At 67.6% G+C, this 17,374-nt stretch carries 19 protein-coding genes and 1 tRNA gene; 9 read left to right on the forward strand and 11 right to left on the reverse strand.

Going from position 1 to position 17,374, the window contains the following annotated elements:
- Positions 1 to 8: 8 nt before the first annotated feature.
- From A9O67_RS09795 to A9O67_RS09805, 3 genes are read left to right on the forward strand one after another with little or no spacing between them, the layout of a single operon-like run.
- The gene (locus A9O67_RS09795) at positions 9 to 1,046 is read left to right on the forward strand and encodes a branched-chain amino acid ABC transporter permease (RefSeq protein ID WP_068609634.1); all 1,038 of its coding nucleotides are present in this window, start codon (positions 9 to 11) and stop codon (positions 1,044 to 1,046) included.
- Positions 1,039 to 1,788, forward strand: coding sequence for an ABC transporter ATP-binding protein (locus A9O67_RS09800; RefSeq protein ID WP_068609636.1), 750 nt, complete (start codon positions 1,039 to 1,041; stop codon positions 1,786 to 1,788). Before A9O67_RS09795 ends, A9O67_RS09800 begins: the two co-directional genes overlap by 8 nt.
- Positions 1,785 to 2,501: an ABC transporter ATP-binding protein gene (locus tag A9O67_RS09805; protein ID WP_185974439.1), complete on the forward strand. Its 717-nt coding sequence runs from the start codon at positions 1,785 to 1,787 to the stop codon at positions 2,499 to 2,501. Before A9O67_RS09800 ends, A9O67_RS09805 begins: the two co-directional genes overlap by 4 nt.
- Before the next feature lie 76 nt (positions 2,502 to 2,577).
- On the opposite strand, the gene soxX is transcribed toward A9O67_RS09805, so the two are convergent.
- From soxX to A9O67_RS09830, 5 genes are all read right to left on the reverse strand, one after another.
- Positions 2,578 to 3,225, reverse strand: coding sequence for a sulfur oxidation c-type cytochrome SoxX (gene soxX, locus A9O67_RS09810; protein ID WP_068609639.1), 648 nt, complete (start codon positions 3,223 to 3,225; stop codon positions 2,578 to 2,580).
- A 16-nt stretch (positions 3,226 to 3,241) separates the two neighbouring features.
- Positions 3,242 to 4,042: a sulfur oxidation c-type cytochrome SoxA gene (gene soxA, locus A9O67_RS09815; RefSeq protein ID WP_068609640.1), complete on the reverse strand. Its 801-nt coding sequence runs from the start codon at positions 4,040 to 4,042 to the stop codon at positions 3,242 to 3,244.
- 58 nt (positions 4,043 to 4,100) lie between these two features.
- Positions 4,101 to 4,412, reverse strand: a complete 312-nt coding sequence (soxZ, locus tag A9O67_RS09820) for a thiosulfate oxidation carrier complex protein SoxZ (RefSeq protein ID WP_068609643.1) — start codon at positions 4,410 to 4,412, stop codon at positions 4,101 to 4,103.
- 37 nt (positions 4,413 to 4,449) lie between these two features.
- Positions 4,450 to 4,902 carry a thiosulfate oxidation carrier protein SoxY gene (gene soxY, locus A9O67_RS09825; protein ID WP_156682299.1) on the reverse strand — a complete coding sequence of 151 codons (453 nt, stop codon included), beginning with the start codon at positions 4,900 to 4,902 and terminating at the stop codon, positions 4,450 to 4,452.
- A 194-nt stretch (positions 4,903 to 5,096) separates the two neighbouring features.
- Entirely contained in the window at positions 5,097 to 5,690 is a 594-nt protein-coding gene (locus A9O67_RS09830; protein ID WP_068609646.1) for an isochorismatase family protein, read from the reverse strand.
- 198 nt (positions 5,691 to 5,888) lie between these two features.
- Between A9O67_RS09830 and A9O67_RS09835 the strand changes: the two genes are divergently transcribed.
- Complete coding sequence (locus A9O67_RS09835; RefSeq protein WP_068609987.1) at positions 5,889 to 6,356, forward strand: C40 family peptidase; 468 nt, start codon at positions 5,889 to 5,891, stop codon at positions 6,354 to 6,356.
- 33 nt (positions 6,357 to 6,389) lie between these two features.
- On the opposite strand, the gene A9O67_RS09840 is transcribed toward A9O67_RS09835, so the two are convergent.
- Together A9O67_RS09840 and A9O67_RS09845 are read right to left on the reverse strand one after the other, a co-directional pair.
- A complete protein-coding gene (locus A9O67_RS09840) occupies positions 6,390 to 6,605 on the reverse strand; it encodes a YdcH family protein (protein ID WP_068609648.1) in 216 nt (71 codons plus the stop codon).
- A gap of 94 nt (positions 6,606 to 6,699) precedes the next feature.
- A complete protein-coding gene (locus A9O67_RS09845; protein WP_068609650.1) occupies positions 6,700 to 9,000 on the reverse strand; it encodes an arginine/lysine/ornithine decarboxylase in 2,301 nt (766 codons plus the stop codon).
- 31 nt (positions 9,001 to 9,031) lie between these two features.
- Between A9O67_RS09845 and A9O67_RS09850 the strand changes: the two genes are divergently transcribed.
- The 5 genes from A9O67_RS09850 (at position 9,032) to A9O67_RS13165 (ending at position 11,262) form a co-directional block, all read left to right on the forward strand.
- Positions 9,032 to 9,466, forward strand: coding sequence for an NfeD family protein (locus A9O67_RS09850; protein WP_068609652.1), 435 nt, complete (start codon positions 9,032 to 9,034; stop codon positions 9,464 to 9,466).
- A gap of 48 nt (positions 9,467 to 9,514) precedes the next feature.
- Positions 9,515 to 10,429, forward strand: coding sequence for an SPFH domain-containing protein (locus tag A9O67_RS09855; protein WP_068609654.1), 915 nt, complete (start codon positions 9,515 to 9,517; stop codon positions 10,427 to 10,429).
- Between the two features lie 29 nt (positions 10,430 to 10,458).
- Positions 10,459 to 10,549, forward strand: a tRNA-Ser gene (locus A9O67_RS09860).
- 121 nt (positions 10,550 to 10,670) lie between these two features.
- Positions 10,671 to 10,952: a BrnT family toxin gene (locus A9O67_RS09865; protein ID WP_068609656.1), complete on the forward strand. Its 282-nt coding sequence runs from the start codon at positions 10,671 to 10,673 to the stop codon at positions 10,950 to 10,952.
- Entirely contained in the window at positions 10,927 to 11,262 is a 336-nt protein-coding gene (locus tag A9O67_RS13165; protein WP_082955486.1) for a helix-turn-helix domain-containing protein, read from the forward strand. Before A9O67_RS09865 ends, A9O67_RS13165 begins: the two co-directional genes overlap by 26 nt.
- Here the strand turns inward: A9O67_RS13165 and A9O67_RS09870 are convergent.
- The 4 genes from A9O67_RS09870 to odhB all read right to left on the reverse strand — a co-directional run bounded on the left by A9O67_RS09870 (position 11,259) and on the right by odhB (position 17,368).
- Complete coding sequence (locus A9O67_RS09870) at positions 11,259 to 13,424, reverse strand: putative bifunctional diguanylate cyclase/phosphodiesterase (protein WP_082955487.1); 2,166 nt, start codon at positions 13,422 to 13,424, stop codon at positions 11,259 to 11,261. The two genes, A9O67_RS13165 and A9O67_RS09870, sit on opposite strands and share 4 nt — an antisense overlap.
- Before the next feature lie 65 nt (positions 13,425 to 13,489).
- Positions 13,490 to 14,629 (reverse strand): cell division protein ZapE, encoded by a 1,140-nt coding sequence (gene zapE, locus A9O67_RS09875; RefSeq protein WP_068609660.1) that lies wholly within the window; start codon positions 14,627 to 14,629, stop codon positions 13,490 to 13,492.
- Positions 14,630 to 14,635: 6 nt separating this feature from the next.
- Positions 14,636 to 16,063, reverse strand: a complete 1,428-nt coding sequence (gene lpdA, locus A9O67_RS09880; RefSeq protein ID WP_068609662.1) for a dihydrolipoyl dehydrogenase — start codon at positions 16,061 to 16,063, stop codon at positions 14,636 to 14,638.
- An 18-nt stretch (positions 16,064 to 16,081) separates the two neighbouring features.
- Complete coding sequence (odhB, locus tag A9O67_RS09885; protein ID WP_068609664.1) at positions 16,082 to 17,368, reverse strand: 2-oxoglutarate dehydrogenase complex dihydrolipoyllysine-residue succinyltransferase; 1,287 nt, start codon at positions 17,366 to 17,368, stop codon at positions 16,082 to 16,084.
- Between the last annotated feature and the right edge of the window lie 6 nt (positions 17,369 to 17,374).

Consider the following 17,374-nt stretch of genomic DNA (forward strand, 5'->3'; position numbering starts at 1 on the left):
CCCCACCCATGTCGATCGCTGCCCACATCGAACGGCTGCCGCGCAGCCTGCAGCTCGTGCTCGGCCTCGGCGCCGTGGCGCTGGCCGCCTTCCCCTGGCTGGGGCTGGAAAACGAGCGCTATTACGTGCAGATGCTCACCCAGATGATGATCCTGGCCATCTTTGCCATGAGCCTGGATTTGCTGCAGGGGGTGACGGGGCTGGTGTCCCTGGGGCACGCGGCGTTCTTCGGGCTGGCGGGGTATGTGCTGGCCTTCGTGACCCCGTCGTCGGCCGCCCCCAGCCTGTGGTGGACCCTGCCGCTGGCCGTGGCGGTCTCGGCGCTCGCGGCGTTGGTCATTGGGTTTTTCGTCGTGCGCACCAAGGGCATCTACTTCATCATGGTGACGATGGCCTTTGCGCAGATGCTGTACTACCTGTTTTTCGACAACAAGGCGCTGGGCGGGTCCGACGGCATCTACGTGCTGTTCAAGCCGTCCACCGGGCTGGGCGGGGACTGGCAGCCGCTCGACCTGGAAAACCCCGTCGCGTTCTACTACCTGACGCTGGCATGTCTGGTGGGGGTGTACGCCTTTTTGCGCCGCTTGTTGTTCTCGCCCTTCGGGCGGGTGCTGGCGGGCATCCGCGTCAACGAACACCGCCTGCGTGCCGTGGGCTATGGCACCTTTGGCTACAAGCTGGCCGCGTTCACGCTGGCCGGCGCGCTGGCCGGGCTGGCGGGCTATCTGTGGGCCGCGCAGACTGGCTTCGTCAACCCGGAGCTCATGGGCTTCCACCAAAGCGCGCACGCCATCATGATGGTGATCCTGGGCGGCATGGGCAATTTCGCCGGGGCCATCGTCGGCGCGTTTGCCTTCGAATACCTGCTGCACGTCTTCAAGGACCTGACCAAGCACTGGCAGTTGCTGATGGGCGCGTTCATCGTGCTCGTGGTGTTCGTCGCCCCGCGGGGGCTGATCGGGCTGGGCCAGCGCCTGCTGGAGCGGCGACGGCGCGGCGCGCAGCCCCCCGCTGCCGAGTCGGTGCCGGGAGGGCAGCATGGCTGACGTCCTGCTCGAAGCCCACGACCTGACCAAGCGCTTCGGCGGCCTGGCCGCCGTGGACCGCGTGTCCCTGACGCTCAAGCGCGACCACCTGCACGCCGTCATCGGCCCCAACGGGGCGGGCAAATCCACGCTGACCAACCTGCTGTCGGGCGATCTGCCCCCCACCTCCGGGCGCCTGGTGCTCGCGGGGCGGGACGTCACCGGCGCCTCGGCCGAGACCATCGCGTGCATGGGCCTGGGGCGCAGCTACCAAAAAACCAACATCTTCCTGCCCTTCACCGTGTGGGAGAACGTGCGGCTGGCAGCGCAGGCGCGCACGCCGCATGCGGCGCGGTGGTTCACCCGCGCCGACAGCCTGACCACCGTCAACCGACGCGCCGAGCGGGCCCTGGAACTGGCTGGGCTGACCGCCCGCGCCCACCGCATCGCCGGCACCATCAGCCACGGCGAGCAGCGCCAGCTCGAAATCGCCATGACCCTGGCCACCGAGCCGCAGGTGCTGCTGCTGGACGAGCCCTTGGCCGGTATGGGCACGGCCGAAGCCGAGCGCATGGTCGAGCTGCTGCTGGCCATCAAGCGCGACCACGCCCTGATGCTGGTCGAGCACGACATGGATGCCGTCTTCGCCCTGGCCGACGAACTCACGGTCATGGTCAACGGGCAAGTGATCGCATCCGGGCCGCCCGCCGCCATCCGCGCCGACGCGGGCGTGCAGGCCGCTTACCTGGGGGAGGACGCGTGAGCACCGACACGCTGATCGAGGCAAACGGCCTGCACACCCACTACGGGGCCAGTCACATCCTGCACGGCATCGATTTTTCCGTGCGCCGGGGCGAAACCATCGGGCTGATGGGGCGCAACGGCATGGGCAAATCCACCTTGCTCAAGACCCTCGTCGGGCTGGTGCGCCCCAGCGCGGGCGAGGTGCGCGTCAAGGGGCGGCCGGCACAGCGCTTGCCGACGTACGAGGTGGCGCGGCTGGGCGTGGCCTATGTGCCGGAAGGGCGCGGCATCTTTGGCAACCTGAGCGTGCGCGAAAACCTGATCATGGCGGCCCGGCCCGGAGTGGATGGCCGGCGCGACTGGACCTACGAGCGGGTGCTGGAGACCTTTCCCCGCCTGGCCGAGCGCCTCGATCACGGGGGGCAGCAGCTCAGCGGTGGCGAGCAGCAGATGCTGACCATCGGCCGCGCCCTCATGACCAACCCGGACGTGCTGATCCTGGACGAAGCGACCGAGGGGCTGGCCCCGCTGATCGCGCGCGAGATCTGGCGCATCTGCCGCGTCATCCGCGACAGCGGCATCAGCAGCATCATCGTCGACAAAAACTGGAAGCACGTCACCCAGATCACCGACCGCAACGTGATCCTGGTCAAGGGCCGGGTGGCGTTCGAGGGCACGTCCGACGAGTTGACCGCCCGCCCCGACGTGCTGGAGCGTTACCTGGGCGTCTGACGCAAACAGGGGAGGCGCTGGTGGCCTCCCCTGCCGTTTGGGATGAACGGAGCGGGGCGAATGGCCCCGCCGCGACTCACTTGTTGACGGGCGATTGCGGATCCAGCAACAGCGCCATCACATGCTTGATCTGCTGCTCGTCCAGAATGCCCTTGTGCCCCGCGCTCGGCATCTTGGTGCAGGCGTTGAAGGCACGCGAGTTCCAGATCTTGGCCCAGGTGTACTCCACGATGGCCTTGGCCTCCGGGCTGTTCGGGTTGGTCACCCCGCGCAGCTTGCCGTAGTTGTACAGGCTCGGGCCCAGCGTGCCGAAGGAGATTTCCTCCTTGGTGATCTGGTGGCAGTTGTAGCAGTTGCCACCGTTGACGGTCTTGGCGTCGTCCGTCCAGGTCAGACCGCGGCCGCTCTGGGCGATGGCCTCACCCTGCTTCCAGTCCCCCAGGAACTTGCCGTCGCTCGGCCACTTGACGCTCTTGTAAGCGGCTTCTTCGATGGCCTTTGCCGTTTTGTCGTCCAGGGGTTTGCCCGACACCTCGGACTCCCAGCACGCCCGGCGTGCTTCGTCCTGCTCCAGGCGATCGAGCGTGGCAATGCCGCGCTCGACGAACGATTTCTTGACGATCTCCATCGTCATCTTGTCGTACTCGGCGGGCGACGGCGACGCGCTGCAGCCCGCCAACACGATGACCGCCGGCGCGGCCAGAGCAATCAGGGATTTTTTCATGTGCGGATCCTCCGGTTCAGCGCTTGATGGCCGGCGCGATGGACTTGGCGCCCTTCGCGTTGACGCCCATGTACACCCCCAGCGCGATCGTCACGTCGCTGGCAAACGTGGGTTCCGGGAAGCGCTGCTGCCGGTAGCAGTCGTTCAAACGGTGTTGCATGCTCCACATCTGACCGTTGGACACCCGGTACGCCGGCCAGGCGGCAAAACCGACACCGTCGCCGGGGTTCTTGGTCAGGTTGGGCAACTCCTGCAGGCGGATGCGCTTGCCGTCCTCGCCGTGGCAGCTCGCGCACGAAAAGTCGTGCGGCCCGCCGCGCAGGAAGAACAGGCGCTTGCCGACTTCGTACATGTCGCGCTCGGCCTGGGTGTTGAACGGCAGATTGAACGGCATATCGCGCGACTGGCTGGAAATCCAGGTGGCCAGGGCGACGACATTGGCCGTCTCACCGCGCCCGAAGTTGCGCTGGGACACCTCTTTCTTCACGTCGATGCCCTGCAGCGTCTCCATGCAGGTGAGCAGGCGGCTTTCCAGATCCTGGACACGGCCGGTGTCCTTGAAGAAGCGCGGCAGTTCCACGAACGCGCCTTTGACCACGCCAGGCCCTTTGCCCAGGTCGCACTGCTCCAGCGAGGCGTTCTTGGGGCCGCGCTTTTGCTTCCACAGGTCTTCGCCCTTGACCTCGAACAGCTCGGCCGGGTTGCCGTCCTGCAGCATCGCCCGGTATTCCTCGATGCCCTTCATGGTGGCATCCTGGGCCACCGCGGCGCTGCCCAACGACGACAGCACCGCCAACGTGACGAACGTCTTTTTCATGTTGGTTCCTCGTTGTCAACGGGGGAGCGCAGGCCGATGCGCTCCCCCACCGCCCCTGTCAGGCGATCACGGCCTCGTCGGTGCGCGACTCGCCCTTGTTGTCGGTCCACTTGACCACGATCTTGTCGCCCTTGTTGGCGCCCTTGAACTTGAAGCTCAGGAACGGGTTTTGCGACACCGCCCCGCTCCACAGCGCCTTGAGCACTTCCTTGCCGTTGTGCGTGGCCACCACGTCCGTGATGTGGTGCGCCGGCACCAGCGCGCCGCTCGCATCGCGCCGCGTGCCCGGCTCCATCGGGTGGCTCATGAGCACCCGCACCGTCGTCACCCCACCGGCCTCGTTGGCCCGGATGCGCATCGGATCTGCCATCTTCGTCTCTCCTTCGCGTTCGTTGCCCTGTGTCGCTTCAGCCGCCGCAGCCGCCCAGCGTCACCTTCGTTTCCTTGACGGCCGAGTACAGCTTGCCGTCGGCCTTGACCACCGCCAGCACGTTGGTGCTCTGCCCCATCTTCAGGCGCGTCTGCACGTCCGCCTCGGTGCCCGCCGGAATCATGAACATCGCCGACAGCGGCGTCGGGTTCTTCTCCACCAGCAGGTAAATCTCGGTCGTGTTGGGCAGCTTGCTCACCGCACCCACCGGCACCACCGCGCCGTTTTCCGCGATGTCCGGCGAGACGATTTGCACCTGGTCGCTCGTCGCGGGCTGGCCCCCCACCGCCTTGAGCGCGTCCGCCAGCGTCTTGGCCGCAAAGCCGTCGCGGCCCGACGCCAGCGCCTGCTCGGCCGTCACCACGCCCAGCGATACCAGCGTCGCCAGCGCACCGCCGGCCTTCAGCACGGCGCGTCGGTTGGATTGGATAGCCTTCATGTTGTGTACTCCTGCACGAGGTTTCGTCGTCACTGGGCCGCGCCACGGCGGTCACCACACACTGTCGGCGCATTCTGGCGGCGGTGCGCCAGCGATGCATCGGCAATTACCCTAAAAATTCAAATATTCTTTGCAACTGATAGTCTGCGTCTATGACTGCATTGGCACCCGCGCACTCGGGTCTGTCACTTCAGCAGCGCCAACGCCTCGCGGAACCGCGGGTGCTGCGCATCGCGCAGCCACTCGAAGCCCACCATTTCGGCGGTGACCAGTTCCACCCCGTTGGCGGCCAGCCGGTCCAGCGCGGCATCGCGATCCCGGTCGCGGCGCGAGCCGCAAGCGTCCGTCACCACCCAGACATCCAGCTCCTGCTCCACCAGACCCAGTGCCGTCTGCAGCAGGCAAACATGGGTCTCGCAGCCGGCCAGCACGATCGTCTGCCGAGGCGGCGCGGCGGGCTTTTGCAGGTGCTTGGGCAGGCTGCGGGCATTGCCTGCCGGGCGAGCCGGCGCCCGCAGGGCGGCCAGCAAGCCGCTGTCGCAGGCATCGAACGCAGTTTTGGCAAACACCTGCCGGCACCGGCTGCGCAGCGACGGCGCCAGGGGCCCCAGCCGCTCGGGGGCTTGTTCCGTCCCCCAGACGGGCACGTCCAGCAGGTGCGCCAAACCGGCCAGCAGCTCGGTGCGCTGCAACACCTCGTCGCCCCGCGCGATGGCCGGCATCAACCGGGCCTGATAGTCCACCAGCACGAGCTGGCAGTCGTTTGCATCCAACAACATGCGTTCTTCGATCCCCAAAACACCCGTGGGACAAGGCAGCCCCGTTGACGTCGGCTGCCGTCCTGCCCTAATGTGTGCGCCGTGATGCCGCAACATGCCACGGCCCAGCCGCTCACTCCCCCAACCATGCGCCGCCGGGCGTGGGGGATTGCGCTGGCGCTCGCGCTGCCGCTGTCCGCAAAGGCGGGCGATCCTATCATGGATCTCCTCGCCGCGCGGGGGGTGTTGGGGGATGGGGCCGCGCCCGCATGGCCTGCGCTGACCGACGACGCGCAAGGCCGGCGATCGGCTGCCTTGGTGTACGCCATGGCATACGTCGGGGTGCCTTACCACCGCGGCGGCACCGGGTTCGACCAGGGGGTGGATTGCAGCGGCTTCGTGCAGATCACCTACCGCGAGAGCGCCGGCATCCTATTGCCGCGGCGTGCGTCGGAACAGGCACAGGCCACGCTGCCCATCGATACGGAGGCCCTGGCCCCCGGGGACTTGGTGTTTTTCAACACCCTGGGCGAGCCGTTCAGCCACGTGGGCATTTACATCGGGCAGGGGCGATTCATCCATTCGCCCCGCTCGGGCGCCCATGTGCGCATGGAGCGCCTGGAAGACCGCTACTGGCGCGACCGCTTCAACGGTGCGCGCCGCGTGATCGGCGACAGCAGCGGTTGAGGCCGCCTGTGCATGGGCGGCCGTTTGGGCAGCTCAGGCAGCTGCCTTGCGCAGGATGCCGTACAGCTGGTCCTTGAGCAGCAGCTTTTCCTTCTTCAGCGTCTCGATCTGCTCGTGCGTGCCGGGCTCGATGCCCTGCTCCATGCGCTGGATGCGCTCATCCAGCTCGTTGTGCTTGTCGAACAGGCGGGTGAAGTGGTGATCGCTGGTCTTGAGCTTGGTGATCAGGTCGCGGTATTCGGGGAACATGGTGATTCGCGCTTGGGGGTTGAAAGATCGACGCCTGCATCGTACCGCAAGGCGGCGCCTTGGCCGAGCGGGTCCGCTCGAGGCTTGACGTGCCTCAAGCGGACGTGACGCGCACGCAGTCGGCGTAGTAGCGTTTGCCGCCGTCGAACGTCTCCTCGATGGCCAGGCCGTGGATGTCCGTCTCGAAACCCGGGCAGCGCTCGTTGAACTCGCGCGAGAACTTCAGGTAGTCCACGATCTTGCGGTTGAACACCTCGCCGGGGATGAGCAGCGGAATGCCGGGCGGATAGGGTGTGATCAGCGCCGTGGTGATGCGCCCTTCCAGCTCGTCGATGGGCACACGCTCGGTGTTGCGGTGGGCGATCTGCGCGAAGGCGTCGCTCGGCTTCATGGCCGGGGTCAGGTCGCTCAGATAGATCTCGGTGGTCAGGCGGGCGACGTCGTATTTGGCATACATCTCGTGCACGAACTGGCACAGATCGCGCAGGCCCATGCGCTCGTAGCGCGGCTGCTTGCGGCAGAACTCCGGCATCACGCGCCACATCGGCTGGTTGCGGTCGTAGTCGTCCTTGAACTGCTGCAGCGCGGTCAGCAGCGTGTTCCAGCGGCCCTTGGTGATGCCGATGGTGAACATGATGAAGAACGAGTACAGCCCGGTCTTTTCCACCACCACACCATGCTCGGCCAGGAACTTGGTGACGATGCTGGCCGGAATGCCCGTGGGGGCGAAGTCCCCTTTGAGGTTGAGGCCCGGCGTGATGATGGTGGCCTTGATCGGGTCCAGCATGTTGAAGCCCGGCGCCATGTCGCCAAAGCCGTGCCAGGCGTCCTCGCCGTCGGCCGTCTGCACGCCGTCGGCATCGGTGCGCTTGAGCACCCAATCGCTGGCGCGCCCGATCCCCTCCTCGGCCAGCTCCTCCGGGCCCCAGACCTGGAACCACCAATCGTTGTCGCCAAACTCGGCGTCCACCTTGCGCATCGCGCGGCGAAAGTCCAGCGACTCAGCGATGCTTTCCTCTACCAGCGCGGTGCCGCCGGGCGGCTCCATCATGGCCGCGGCAACATCGCAACTGGCGATGATGCTGTACTGCGGGCTGGTGGAGGTGTGCATCAGGTACGCTTCGTTGAACAGGTGGCGGTCCAACTTTTGCGTCTGCGAGTCCTGCACCAGCACATGGCTGGCCTGGCTGATGCCCGCCAGCAGTTTGTGGATGGACTGGGTGGAATAGACCACCGAATGCTGGGGCCGACCGCGCTTGCGGCCCATCGCGTGGAAGGTGCCGTAGAAGGGGTGGAAGGCCGCGTGCGGCAGCCACGCCTCGTCGAAGTGCAGGTTGTCCACGTAGCCATCCAGCATCTGCTTGATGGTCTCGGTGTTGTAGAGCACGCCGTCGTAGGTGGACTGCGTGAGCGTGAGGATGCGCGGCTTCACCGCCTTGGGGTCCACGCCGCTGAGCAGGGGGTTGGCAGCGATCTTGGCCTCGATGGCCTCGCGGGTGAATTCGCTTTGCTGAATCGGCCCGATGATGCCGTAGTGGTTGCGCGTGGGCTTGAGGAAGACGGGGATCGCCCCCGTCATGATGATGGAATGCAGGATGGACTTGTGGCAGTTGCGGTCCACCACCACCACATCGCCCGGTGCCACCGTGTGGTGCCAGACCATCTTGTTGCTGGTGCTGGTGCCGTTGGTGACGAAAAAGCAGTGGTCGGCGTTGAAGATGCGCGCGGCGTTGCGCTCGCTCTCGCCGATGGCGCCGTTGTGGTCGAGCAGCTGGCCCAGCTCCTCCACCGCGTTGCAGACGTCGGCGCGCAGCATGTTCTCGCCGAAGAACTGGTGGAACATTTGCCCGACGGGGGTCTTGAGGAACGCCACCCCGCCCGAGTGCCCCGGGCAGTGCCAGGAGTAGGAGCCGTCCTCGGCGTAGTCCAGCAGCGCCTTGAAGAACGGCGGCTGGATGTACTCCAGGTAGGCCTTGGCCTCGCGGATGATGTGGCGCGCGACGAACTCCGGCGTGTCCTCGAACATGTGGATGAAGCCGTGCAGCTCGCGCAGGATGTCGTTGGGCAGGTGGCGGCTGGTGCGCGTCTCGCCATAGACGTAGATGGGCACCTCGGCATTCTTGCGCCGCACCTCCTGGATGAAGGCGCGCAGGTTGAGCACCGCCGGATCCTGCTCGGGGTTGCCGGTCACCTCCTCGTCGTCGATCGACAGGATGAACGCGCTGGCGCGGCTTTGCTGCTGGGCGAATTGGCTCAGGTCGCCGTAGCTGGTGACGCCGACGACCTCGAAGCCTTCGGCCTCGATCGCCTGCGCCAGCGCGCGGATGCCCAGACCCGACGTGTTGTCGGAGCGGTAATCTTCGTCGATGATGACGATCGGGAAGCGGAATTTCATGGTCCGCGAGTGTAGGCCAAAGGGGTGATCGATGGATGACGCGACGCTGTGGTGGGTGCTGGCCGGACTGCTGGTGGCCGCCGAACTCGCCAGCGGCACCTTCTTTTTGCTGATGCTGGCGCTGGCCGCCGCCGCCGGGGCCCTGGCCGTGTACGCAGGGCTGGCCTTCAGCGGCCAACTGCTGGCCGCGGGCCTGTGCGCGCTGCTGACGGTGGGCGGCTGGGCGTGGGTGCGGCTGCGCCGCCGCGCCGCAAGCCCCGAGGCCAACCCGGACGTCGTGCTCGACGTCGGCCAGACCGTACAGGTGAGCGCGTGGCAGCCCGACGGCACCGCGCTGGTGCGCTACCGTGGCGCCGACTGGCTGGCGGTGGCCTCAGGCCCGCACGGCGAGCGCCACCCCGGCCCCCACCGCATCCGCGCGGTGCAGGGCAACCGGCTCGTCATCGAGCCGGTGGATCATCCCTGAACCGACCTTGTCTTGCCCTGCCCTCCCCTTTGACTGAAAGCCACCCCCATGGAAATCGCCATCGTCGTCGTCATCGTCGCGCTCATCTTCGTCGTCAAGTCGATCAAGGTGGTACCGCAGCAGACCGCATGGGTGGTCGAGCGGCTGGGCCGCTACGACAGGACGCTGGCGCCGGGCCTCAACTTCGTCGTGCCGTTCATCGAGAAGGTGGCCTACCAGCACAGCCTGAAGGAAATCCCGCTGGATGTGCCGGAGCAGATCTGCATCACCAAGGACAACACCCAGCTCAAGGTCGACGGCATCCTCTACTTCCAGGTCACCGACCCGATGCGCGCCAGCTACGGCTCCTCCAACTACGTGCTGGCGATCACGCAGCTGGCGCAGACGACGCTGAGGAGCGTCATCGGCCGGCTGGAGCTGGACAAGACCTTCGAGGAACGCGAGATGATCAACGCCCAGGTCGTCAACGCCATCGACGAGGCGGCGCTGAACTGGGGCGTGAAGGTGCTGCGCTACGAGATCAAGGACCTGACGCCGCCAGCGGAGATCCTGCGCGCGATGCAGGCGCAGATCACCGCCGAGCGTGAAAAGCGCGCGCTGATCGCCGCCTCCGAGGGCAAGCGGCAGGAGCAGATCAACCTCGCGGAGGGCGAGCGCGCCGCCTTCATCGCCAAGAGCGAGGGCGAAAAGCAGGCCGCGATCAACCAGGCGCAGGGCGAGGCCGCCGCCATCCGCGAGGTGGCCGAGGCCACCGCGCAGGCCATCGAGCGCGTTGCTGCCGCCATCCGCCAGCCGGGCGGCGAGCAGGCGGTGCAACTGAAGGTGGCCGAAAAAGCGGTGGAGGCCTACGCCCGCGTCGCGCACGATGCCGACACGACGCTCATCGTCCCGAGCACGATGAGCGAGGTCTCGGCGCTGATCGGCTCGGCCATGAAGATGGTCGGCACGGTCAAGAGCGCCTGAGTGTCGGTGCTACAATGTGGGGCTCCCGCGGAGAGATGGATGAGTGGTTTAAGTCGCACGCCTGGAAAGCGTGTAGGGGTTAACAGCCCCTCGGGGGTTCGAATCCCCCTCTCTCCGCCACGCCAGTGATTGCCGCCACGGCCCTCCTCGCAGGGCGTTCGAGGCGGTCTGCGGAACCGGTGGTTCGCTGCCCCTCCTTTCGGTCGCCCCTAAAAGTGCTTCACTGAACTACACTTGGGCTATGGAGTTCGAATGGGATGCAGCGAAAAGCGACGCGTGCTTCGCTGATCGAGGGTTCGATTTCGCCTACGCGGCCAGAGCTTTTTTCGATCCGCATCGCCTGATCCAGGCCGACACCCGACACAGCTATGGCGAAGAACGCTACCGGTTGATGGGCAAGATCGAGCAGCGTCTGTTCGTGGTGGTCTACACATCCCGACGCGGTGTCATTCGCATCATCTCGGCACGCAAAGCCAACCAGCGCGAGGTCAAGCACTATGAAAACCGTACGCGTGACGATTGACCCGACCGCCCCTGCGACACTGACCTACGGACGTATCGATCCCGTTCGTGTCGATGCGACGTCAGAGGCAGATATCGCCAGACAAGCCGCCGCGGACGACGTCGATGCGATGCAGGACGCCGCCAAATTTGCGCGCCGTGTTCGCAAGCGCCTGGGGTTGAGCCAATTGGAGTTCTCGGAGCGAATTGACGTGCCGCTGCAAACCATCCGCCACTGGGAGCAAGGCAAACGCGCCCCTACGGGGGCTGCCAAAGCCTTGCTCAAAGTGTTGGACAAAGCCCCAGAAGCGGGATTGGCTGCGTTGCACTAAGTTGGGCGTGACGCCCGCCAGCACGCCAGCACCTCCATCGCCTCGGTCGGCCGCCCGCCCTGCCAGTAGCCCTGGTAACGGTCGCAGCCCATGACCTGCAGCGCGTCGTGCTGCGCGGCGGTCTCCACACCCTCGGCCACCACGCCCAGGTGCAGGTGGTGGGCCATCGCGACGATGGCGGCGCACAGCCGGCCGGCGCTGCCCGGCTGGCCCAGGCCCTGCACGAAGCTGCGGTCGATCTTGACCGTGTCCACCGGCAGGTTGTGCAGGTAGCCGAGCGACGAGTAGCCGATGCCGAAGTCGTCGATGGCGATCGTCACCCCCGCGGCGCGCAGCCTCGCCAGGGCGGCGGCGGCGCCCGCGCCGGGGTCGATCAGCACGGATTCGGTCACCTCCAGCTCCAGCGCGTCGCCGGGCAGGCCGTGCGCGTCCAGGGCGCCGAGCACGGCCGTCACCAGGTCGCCCTGACTGAACTGGCGCGCCGAGACATTGACGGCGATGCGCGCCTGCCGCCAGCCGGCGCGGCGCCACGCGGCGACGATGCCGGTTGACTGCTCCAGCACCCAGCGGCCGATGGCGTCGATCAGGCCGCAGGCCTCGGCGACGGGGATGAACTCGGCCGGCGAGACGGGGCCCAGCTCGTCGTCGTGCCAGCGTACCAGCGCCTCGCCGCCGCACGGCACGCGCGTGCCGAAGGCGAACTGCGGCTGCACCTGCAGCGCCAGCCGCTGCTCGCGCACGGCGCGGCGCAGGCGCGCCTCCAGCTCCATGCGCCGCGCGGCGGCCTGCGTCAGCTCCTGGGTGAAATAGGCGAAGGTACCGCGCCCCAGCTCCTTGGCGCGGTACAGCGCGGCGTCGGCCGCGCCCATCAGCGTCTCGGCCTCGGTGCCGTGCTCCGGCGCCACCGCGATGCCGACGCTGACGCCGGTCTGGATCTCGTGCCCGCGCGGGCTGGTCCAGGGGCTGGCCAGCGCCTCCAGGATGTCGCGCGCCAGCGCGGCGGCATCGGACGGGTCGCGCAGCCGGCGCATCAGCACGACGAACTCGTCGCCGCCCAGCCGCGCCAGCGTGTCACCCTCGCGCAGCCGCTGCCGCAGCCGCGCACCGACGGCGGCCAGCAGCGCGTCACCGGTGGCGTGGCCCAGCGTGTCGTTGACATCCTTGAAGCGGTCCAGGTCCAGCATCAGCAGCGCCAGCCGCTCGCCGTGGCGCTGCGCCTGCGCCAGCGCGGCGGCCAGCCGCTCGTTCCACAGCAGGCGGTTGGGCAGGCCGGTCAGCGGGTCGTGGCGCGCCAGGTGCGCCATGCGTCGCTCGTTGCGGCGCAGTTGCAATTGCTGGCGGCGCTGGTCGTGCCAGTCGAACAGAATGCCGCTGAAGTGGCGCGCCACCCCCTGCGCGTCGCGGATGGCCATGCCGCGCCCGCGGAACCAGCGCCAGCGGCCGTCGAAACGGCGCAGCCGGTAAGCCTCGTCGAAGGCGTGGGGGCCGTCCAGCGCATCGTGCACGGCATCCAGCACGCGGAGGCGGTCGGCCGGGTGCAGCCGCTCCTGAAAGCGGAAGTCGCGGTGAAAATCGTCCCCGGTATAGCCCAGCAACTGCGCAAAGCCGGCCGAGTATTCGACGATGTCGGTCTGCAGGTTCCAGTCCCACGAGCCGGCGCGGCTGCCCTCCAGCGCCAGGGTCAACTGGCGCTCGCTGCGCTGCAGCGCCTCGCGGCCGGCGTCGTCCAGGCCGATTTCGCGCGCCAGCACCAGCAGCCGCTCGGCCAGCTCCGGGGCGGCGGCAGCTGGGTCGCGCCACGGGCGATGGACGTTGAGCCGCACCCACACGGTGCGGCCGTCCGGCCGCAGAAAGCGCTTGTCCACCTGCAGCCAGCGCACCTCGCCGGCGATCAGCTGGCCGATGCGCTGGCGGTCGCCGGCGTGGTCGTCCGGGTGCGTCAGGTCCTGAAAGCGCAGCCGCAGCAGCTCGGCCGCCGGGCGCCCGAACAGCCCCACACAGGCCTCGTTGACCCAGACGAAGCGGCCATCCAGCGCCAGCACGTAGGCCGGCTGCTCGAAACCGGTCATGGCGTCCACCCACGCCGCGACGGGACAGCCGGGCTCGGCGGGGCGGCAGGCCGTATCCTGCATGTCGTGGGGAGGGGACTGGCGCCAGGGCATGCCGCAATCCTAGCCCGGCTCCAGGACTGCGGCGCCCCGTTGCCCCCGGGCGGGTACCCCCATCGTCACGTCAGCGCCGTATCGACGTCGCGCCGTTGCAACGACAGGTACTCGCGCGACTGCATTTCGTGCAGCCGGGAGACGGTGCGCGGAAACTCGTGCGCGAGCGGCCCCTCGGTGTAGAGCTGCTCCGGCGGCACGGCGGCCGAGACGATGAGCTTGACCCGCCGGTCGTACAGCACATCCACCAGCCAGGTGAAGCGCCGCGCGGCCGATGCCATGTTGGGGGGCATCGGCGGGACATTACTCAGCAGCACGGTGTGGAACTGGCTGGCCAGCTCCAGATAGTCGTTTTGCGACCGCGGCCCGCCACACAGGGTGCGGAAATCGAACCACACCACCCCGCCCGCCCGCCGGATGGCGCGGATCTCGCGCCCTTCGATGCGCAGCACGGGGTTTTCGTCCTGCGCTTCGGCCAGTTGCTCGAAGGTAGCCTCCATCTCCTGCTCGGTCGCCTTGCCCAGGGGCATCAGGTACAGGCGCACATGCTCCAGCGTGCGGCGGCGGTAATCGACGCCGTGGTCCACGTTGACCACTTCCATGGTGCGCTTGAGCAGCTCGATGGCCGGCAGAATGCGGTCGCGGTGCAACCCGTCGGGGTAGAGCCCGTCGGGGTGGAAGTTGCTGGTCGCCACCATGCCGATGCCGTACTTTTGCATCGCCTCCAGCAGACGGTGCAGGATCATCGCGTCGGTGACGTCGGCGACGTGAAACTCGTCGAAGCAGATCAGCCGAAACCGCACGGCCATGCGCTTGGCCAGTGCGTCCAGCGGGTTGACCGTGCCCTGCAGATCGGCCAGTTCGCGGTGCACCTCGCGCATGAACTCGTGAAAGTGCAGCCGGGTTTTGCGCCGCAGCGGTACGGCGTTGTAGAAGCAGTCCATCAAAAAGCTCTTGCCGCGCCCGACCCCGCCGTACATATAGACGCCGCGCGGGATGGGCAGCCGGTTGATGAGCTTTTTGAGCGCGTTGGAACGCCGCTGTTTGAAGCGCGCCCACTCCGCCGCGCACCGCTCCAGCGCCTCGACCGCGCGCAGTTGCGCAGGGTCGCTGCGAAACCCCCGCGCCGTCAGTTCTGCTTCGTAGGCGCGCCGCACCGGCCCCCAGGCGGGGTCCGGCGCGGGCGCGCTTGCGCGCGCCAGCATCGCCCGTCAGAAGTTGAGGGTGCGCTTGTCCACCGCCAGCGCCGCCTCCTTGGTCGCCTCGGACAGCGACGGGTGTGCGTGGCAGATGCGGGCGATGTCCTCGGCGCTGGCGCGAAACTCCATCGCCACCACCGCCTCGGCGATCAGTTCGGAGGCCATCGGCCCCACGATGTGCACGCCCAGAATCTCGTCCGTGGCGGCGTCGGCCAGGAACTTGACCATCCCGGTGGTGTCCCCCAACGCCCGCGCGCGACCGTTGGCCAGGAACGGGAAGGTCCCGGCCTTGTAGGCGCGCCCGGCGGCCTTGAGCTGCTGCTCGGTCTGGCCCACCCAGGCGATCTCGGGGCTGGTGTAGATGACCCACGGGATGGTGTTGAAGTTAACATGCCCGTGCTGGCCGGCGATGCGCTCGGCCACGGCGACGCCCTCTTCCTCGGCCTTGTGGGCCAGCATCGGGCCGCGCACCACGTCACCCACCGCCCACACACCGGGCAGGTTGGTGCGGCATTCGTCGTCCACCACGATGGCGCCGCGCTCGTCGAGCTGCAGGCCCACCGCCTGGGCGTTCAGCCCATTGGTGTTGGGCACCCGGCCGATGGAGACGATCAGCCGGTCGGCGTCCAGCGTCGCGGCCTCGCCCTTGGCGGTGGTGTAGGCGATGCTCACGCCCTTCTTGCCCGTCTTGATCTCGCCAACCTTGACGCCCAGCTCGATTTTCAGGCCCTGTTTGTCGAAGGCCTTTTTGGCCTCCTTGGCGATTTGCTCGTCCACGGCGGCCAGGAAGGTGGGCATACCTTCGAGGATGGTGACCTCGGCCCCCAACCGGCGCCAGACGGAGCCCATCTCCAGCCCGATCACGCCGGAGCCGATGATGGCCAGCTTTTTGGGGACTGCGCCCATGCGCAGCGCGCCGTCGTTGGACAGCACCTTGTCCTCGTCGAACGGCACGCCGGGCAGCGCCCGGGCGTTCGACCCGGTAGCCACCACCACCTGCTTGCCCACCAGCGTGGCGGGCGTGTCGCCCGCCACGGCGATCTCGTAGCCGCCGTCCACGGCCTTGACGAACGAGCCGCGGCCGTGGAAGAACGTCACCTTGTTCTTCTTGAACAGGTACAGGATGCCATCGTTGTTTTGCTTCACGATGGCGTCCTTGCGCGCGATCATCTTGGCGACGTCCATCTTCACGGTACCCGTGCTGATGCCGTGGTCCGCAAAGTGGTGCTCGGCGTGCTCGAAGTGCTCGGACGACTGCAGCAGCGCCTTGGACGGGATGCAGCCGACGTTGGTGCAGGTGCCGCCCGGGGCGGGGCCGCCCGCGGCGTTCTTCCATTCGTCGATGCAGGCGACCTTGAAGCCGAGCTGCGCGGCCCGGATGGCCGCAATGTAGCCGCCGGGGCCGGCGCCGATGACGACGACGTCAAATGCTTGTGCCATGGGGGTCACTCCGTCGCGTCAGATGTTGAACAGCAGGCGCGCGGGGTCTTCCAGCGCCTCCTTCATCGCGACCAGGCCCAGCACGGCCTCGCGTCCGTCGATGATGCGGTGGTCGTACGACATGGCCAGGTAGTTGATCGGGCGGATCACGATCTGGCCGTTTTCCACGACGGGGCGCTCCTTGGTCGCGTGCACGCCCAGGATGGCCGACTGCGGCGGGTTGATGATGGGGGTGGACAGCATGGAGCCGAACACGCCGCCGTTGGAGATCGAGAACGTCCCGCCGGTCATCTCGTCGATGCCGAGCTTGCCCTCGGCCGCGCGCTTGCCGAAGTCGGCGATCTTCTTCTCGATGTCGGCAAAGCTCATCTGGTCGGCGTTGCGCAGGATGGGCACCACCAGCCCGCGCGGCGAGCCCACCGCGATGCCGATGTCGAAGTAGCCGTGGTAGACGATGTCGTTGCCATCGACGCTGGCGTTGAGGATAGGGTACTTCTTGAGCGCATGCACCGCGGCTTTGACGAAGAAGCTCATGAAGCCGAGCTTGACGCCGTGCTCCTTCTCGAAACGCTCCTGGTACTTCTTGCGCAGTTCCATCACCGGGGCCATGTTGACCTCGTTGAACGTGGTCAGGATGGCGTTGGTGGCCTGCGACTGCAGCAGCCGCTCGGCGATGCGTGCGCGCAGGCGCGTCATCGGCACGCGCTGCTCCGGCCGGTTGGCCAGATCGGCCGGCAGACCGACCGGCGCGCTGACCTGCGGCAGCACCTTGGCGGGCGCCCCGGTCGGGATCGCGGCCGGCGCCGCTGCGGCCGGCGCGGGCTTGGGCGCCGCCACGGCCGCCAGCACGTCACCCTTGGTGACGCGGCCGTCCTTGCCCGTGCCGGCGACGGAGCCGGGGGCCAGACCGTGATCCGCCATCAGCTTGGCGGCAGCCGGCATTGCGACACCGGCCATGGCGCCTGCGGCGGCCGGCGCGGCATTCGCCACAGGTGCCGCCGCAGCGGTCGCAGGAGCAGCCGCAACGGGGACCGGGGCCGCGGCGGCGACCGCCCCCGCCTTGCCTTCCGTGTCCACCTTGGCAATGACCTGGTCGGACACCACCGTGCCGCCGTCGCCAACGACGATTTCGGTCAGCACGCCCGCCGCCGGGGCCGGCACCTCGAGCACGACCTTGTCGGTCTCGATCTCGATCAGGATTTCGTCCGCGGCGACCAGATCGCCGACTTTCTTCTTCCATTGCAGCAGCGTGGCTTCCGCGACCGACTCGGACAGCTGCGGCACTTTCACTTCAACGATGGCCATGGTGTG

The sequence above is a fragment of the Tepidimonas fonticaldi genome (genome assembly GCF_001675355.1).
GTDB lineage: Bacteria > Pseudomonadota > Gammaproteobacteria > Burkholderiales > Burkholderiaceae_C > Tepidimonas > Tepidimonas fonticaldi.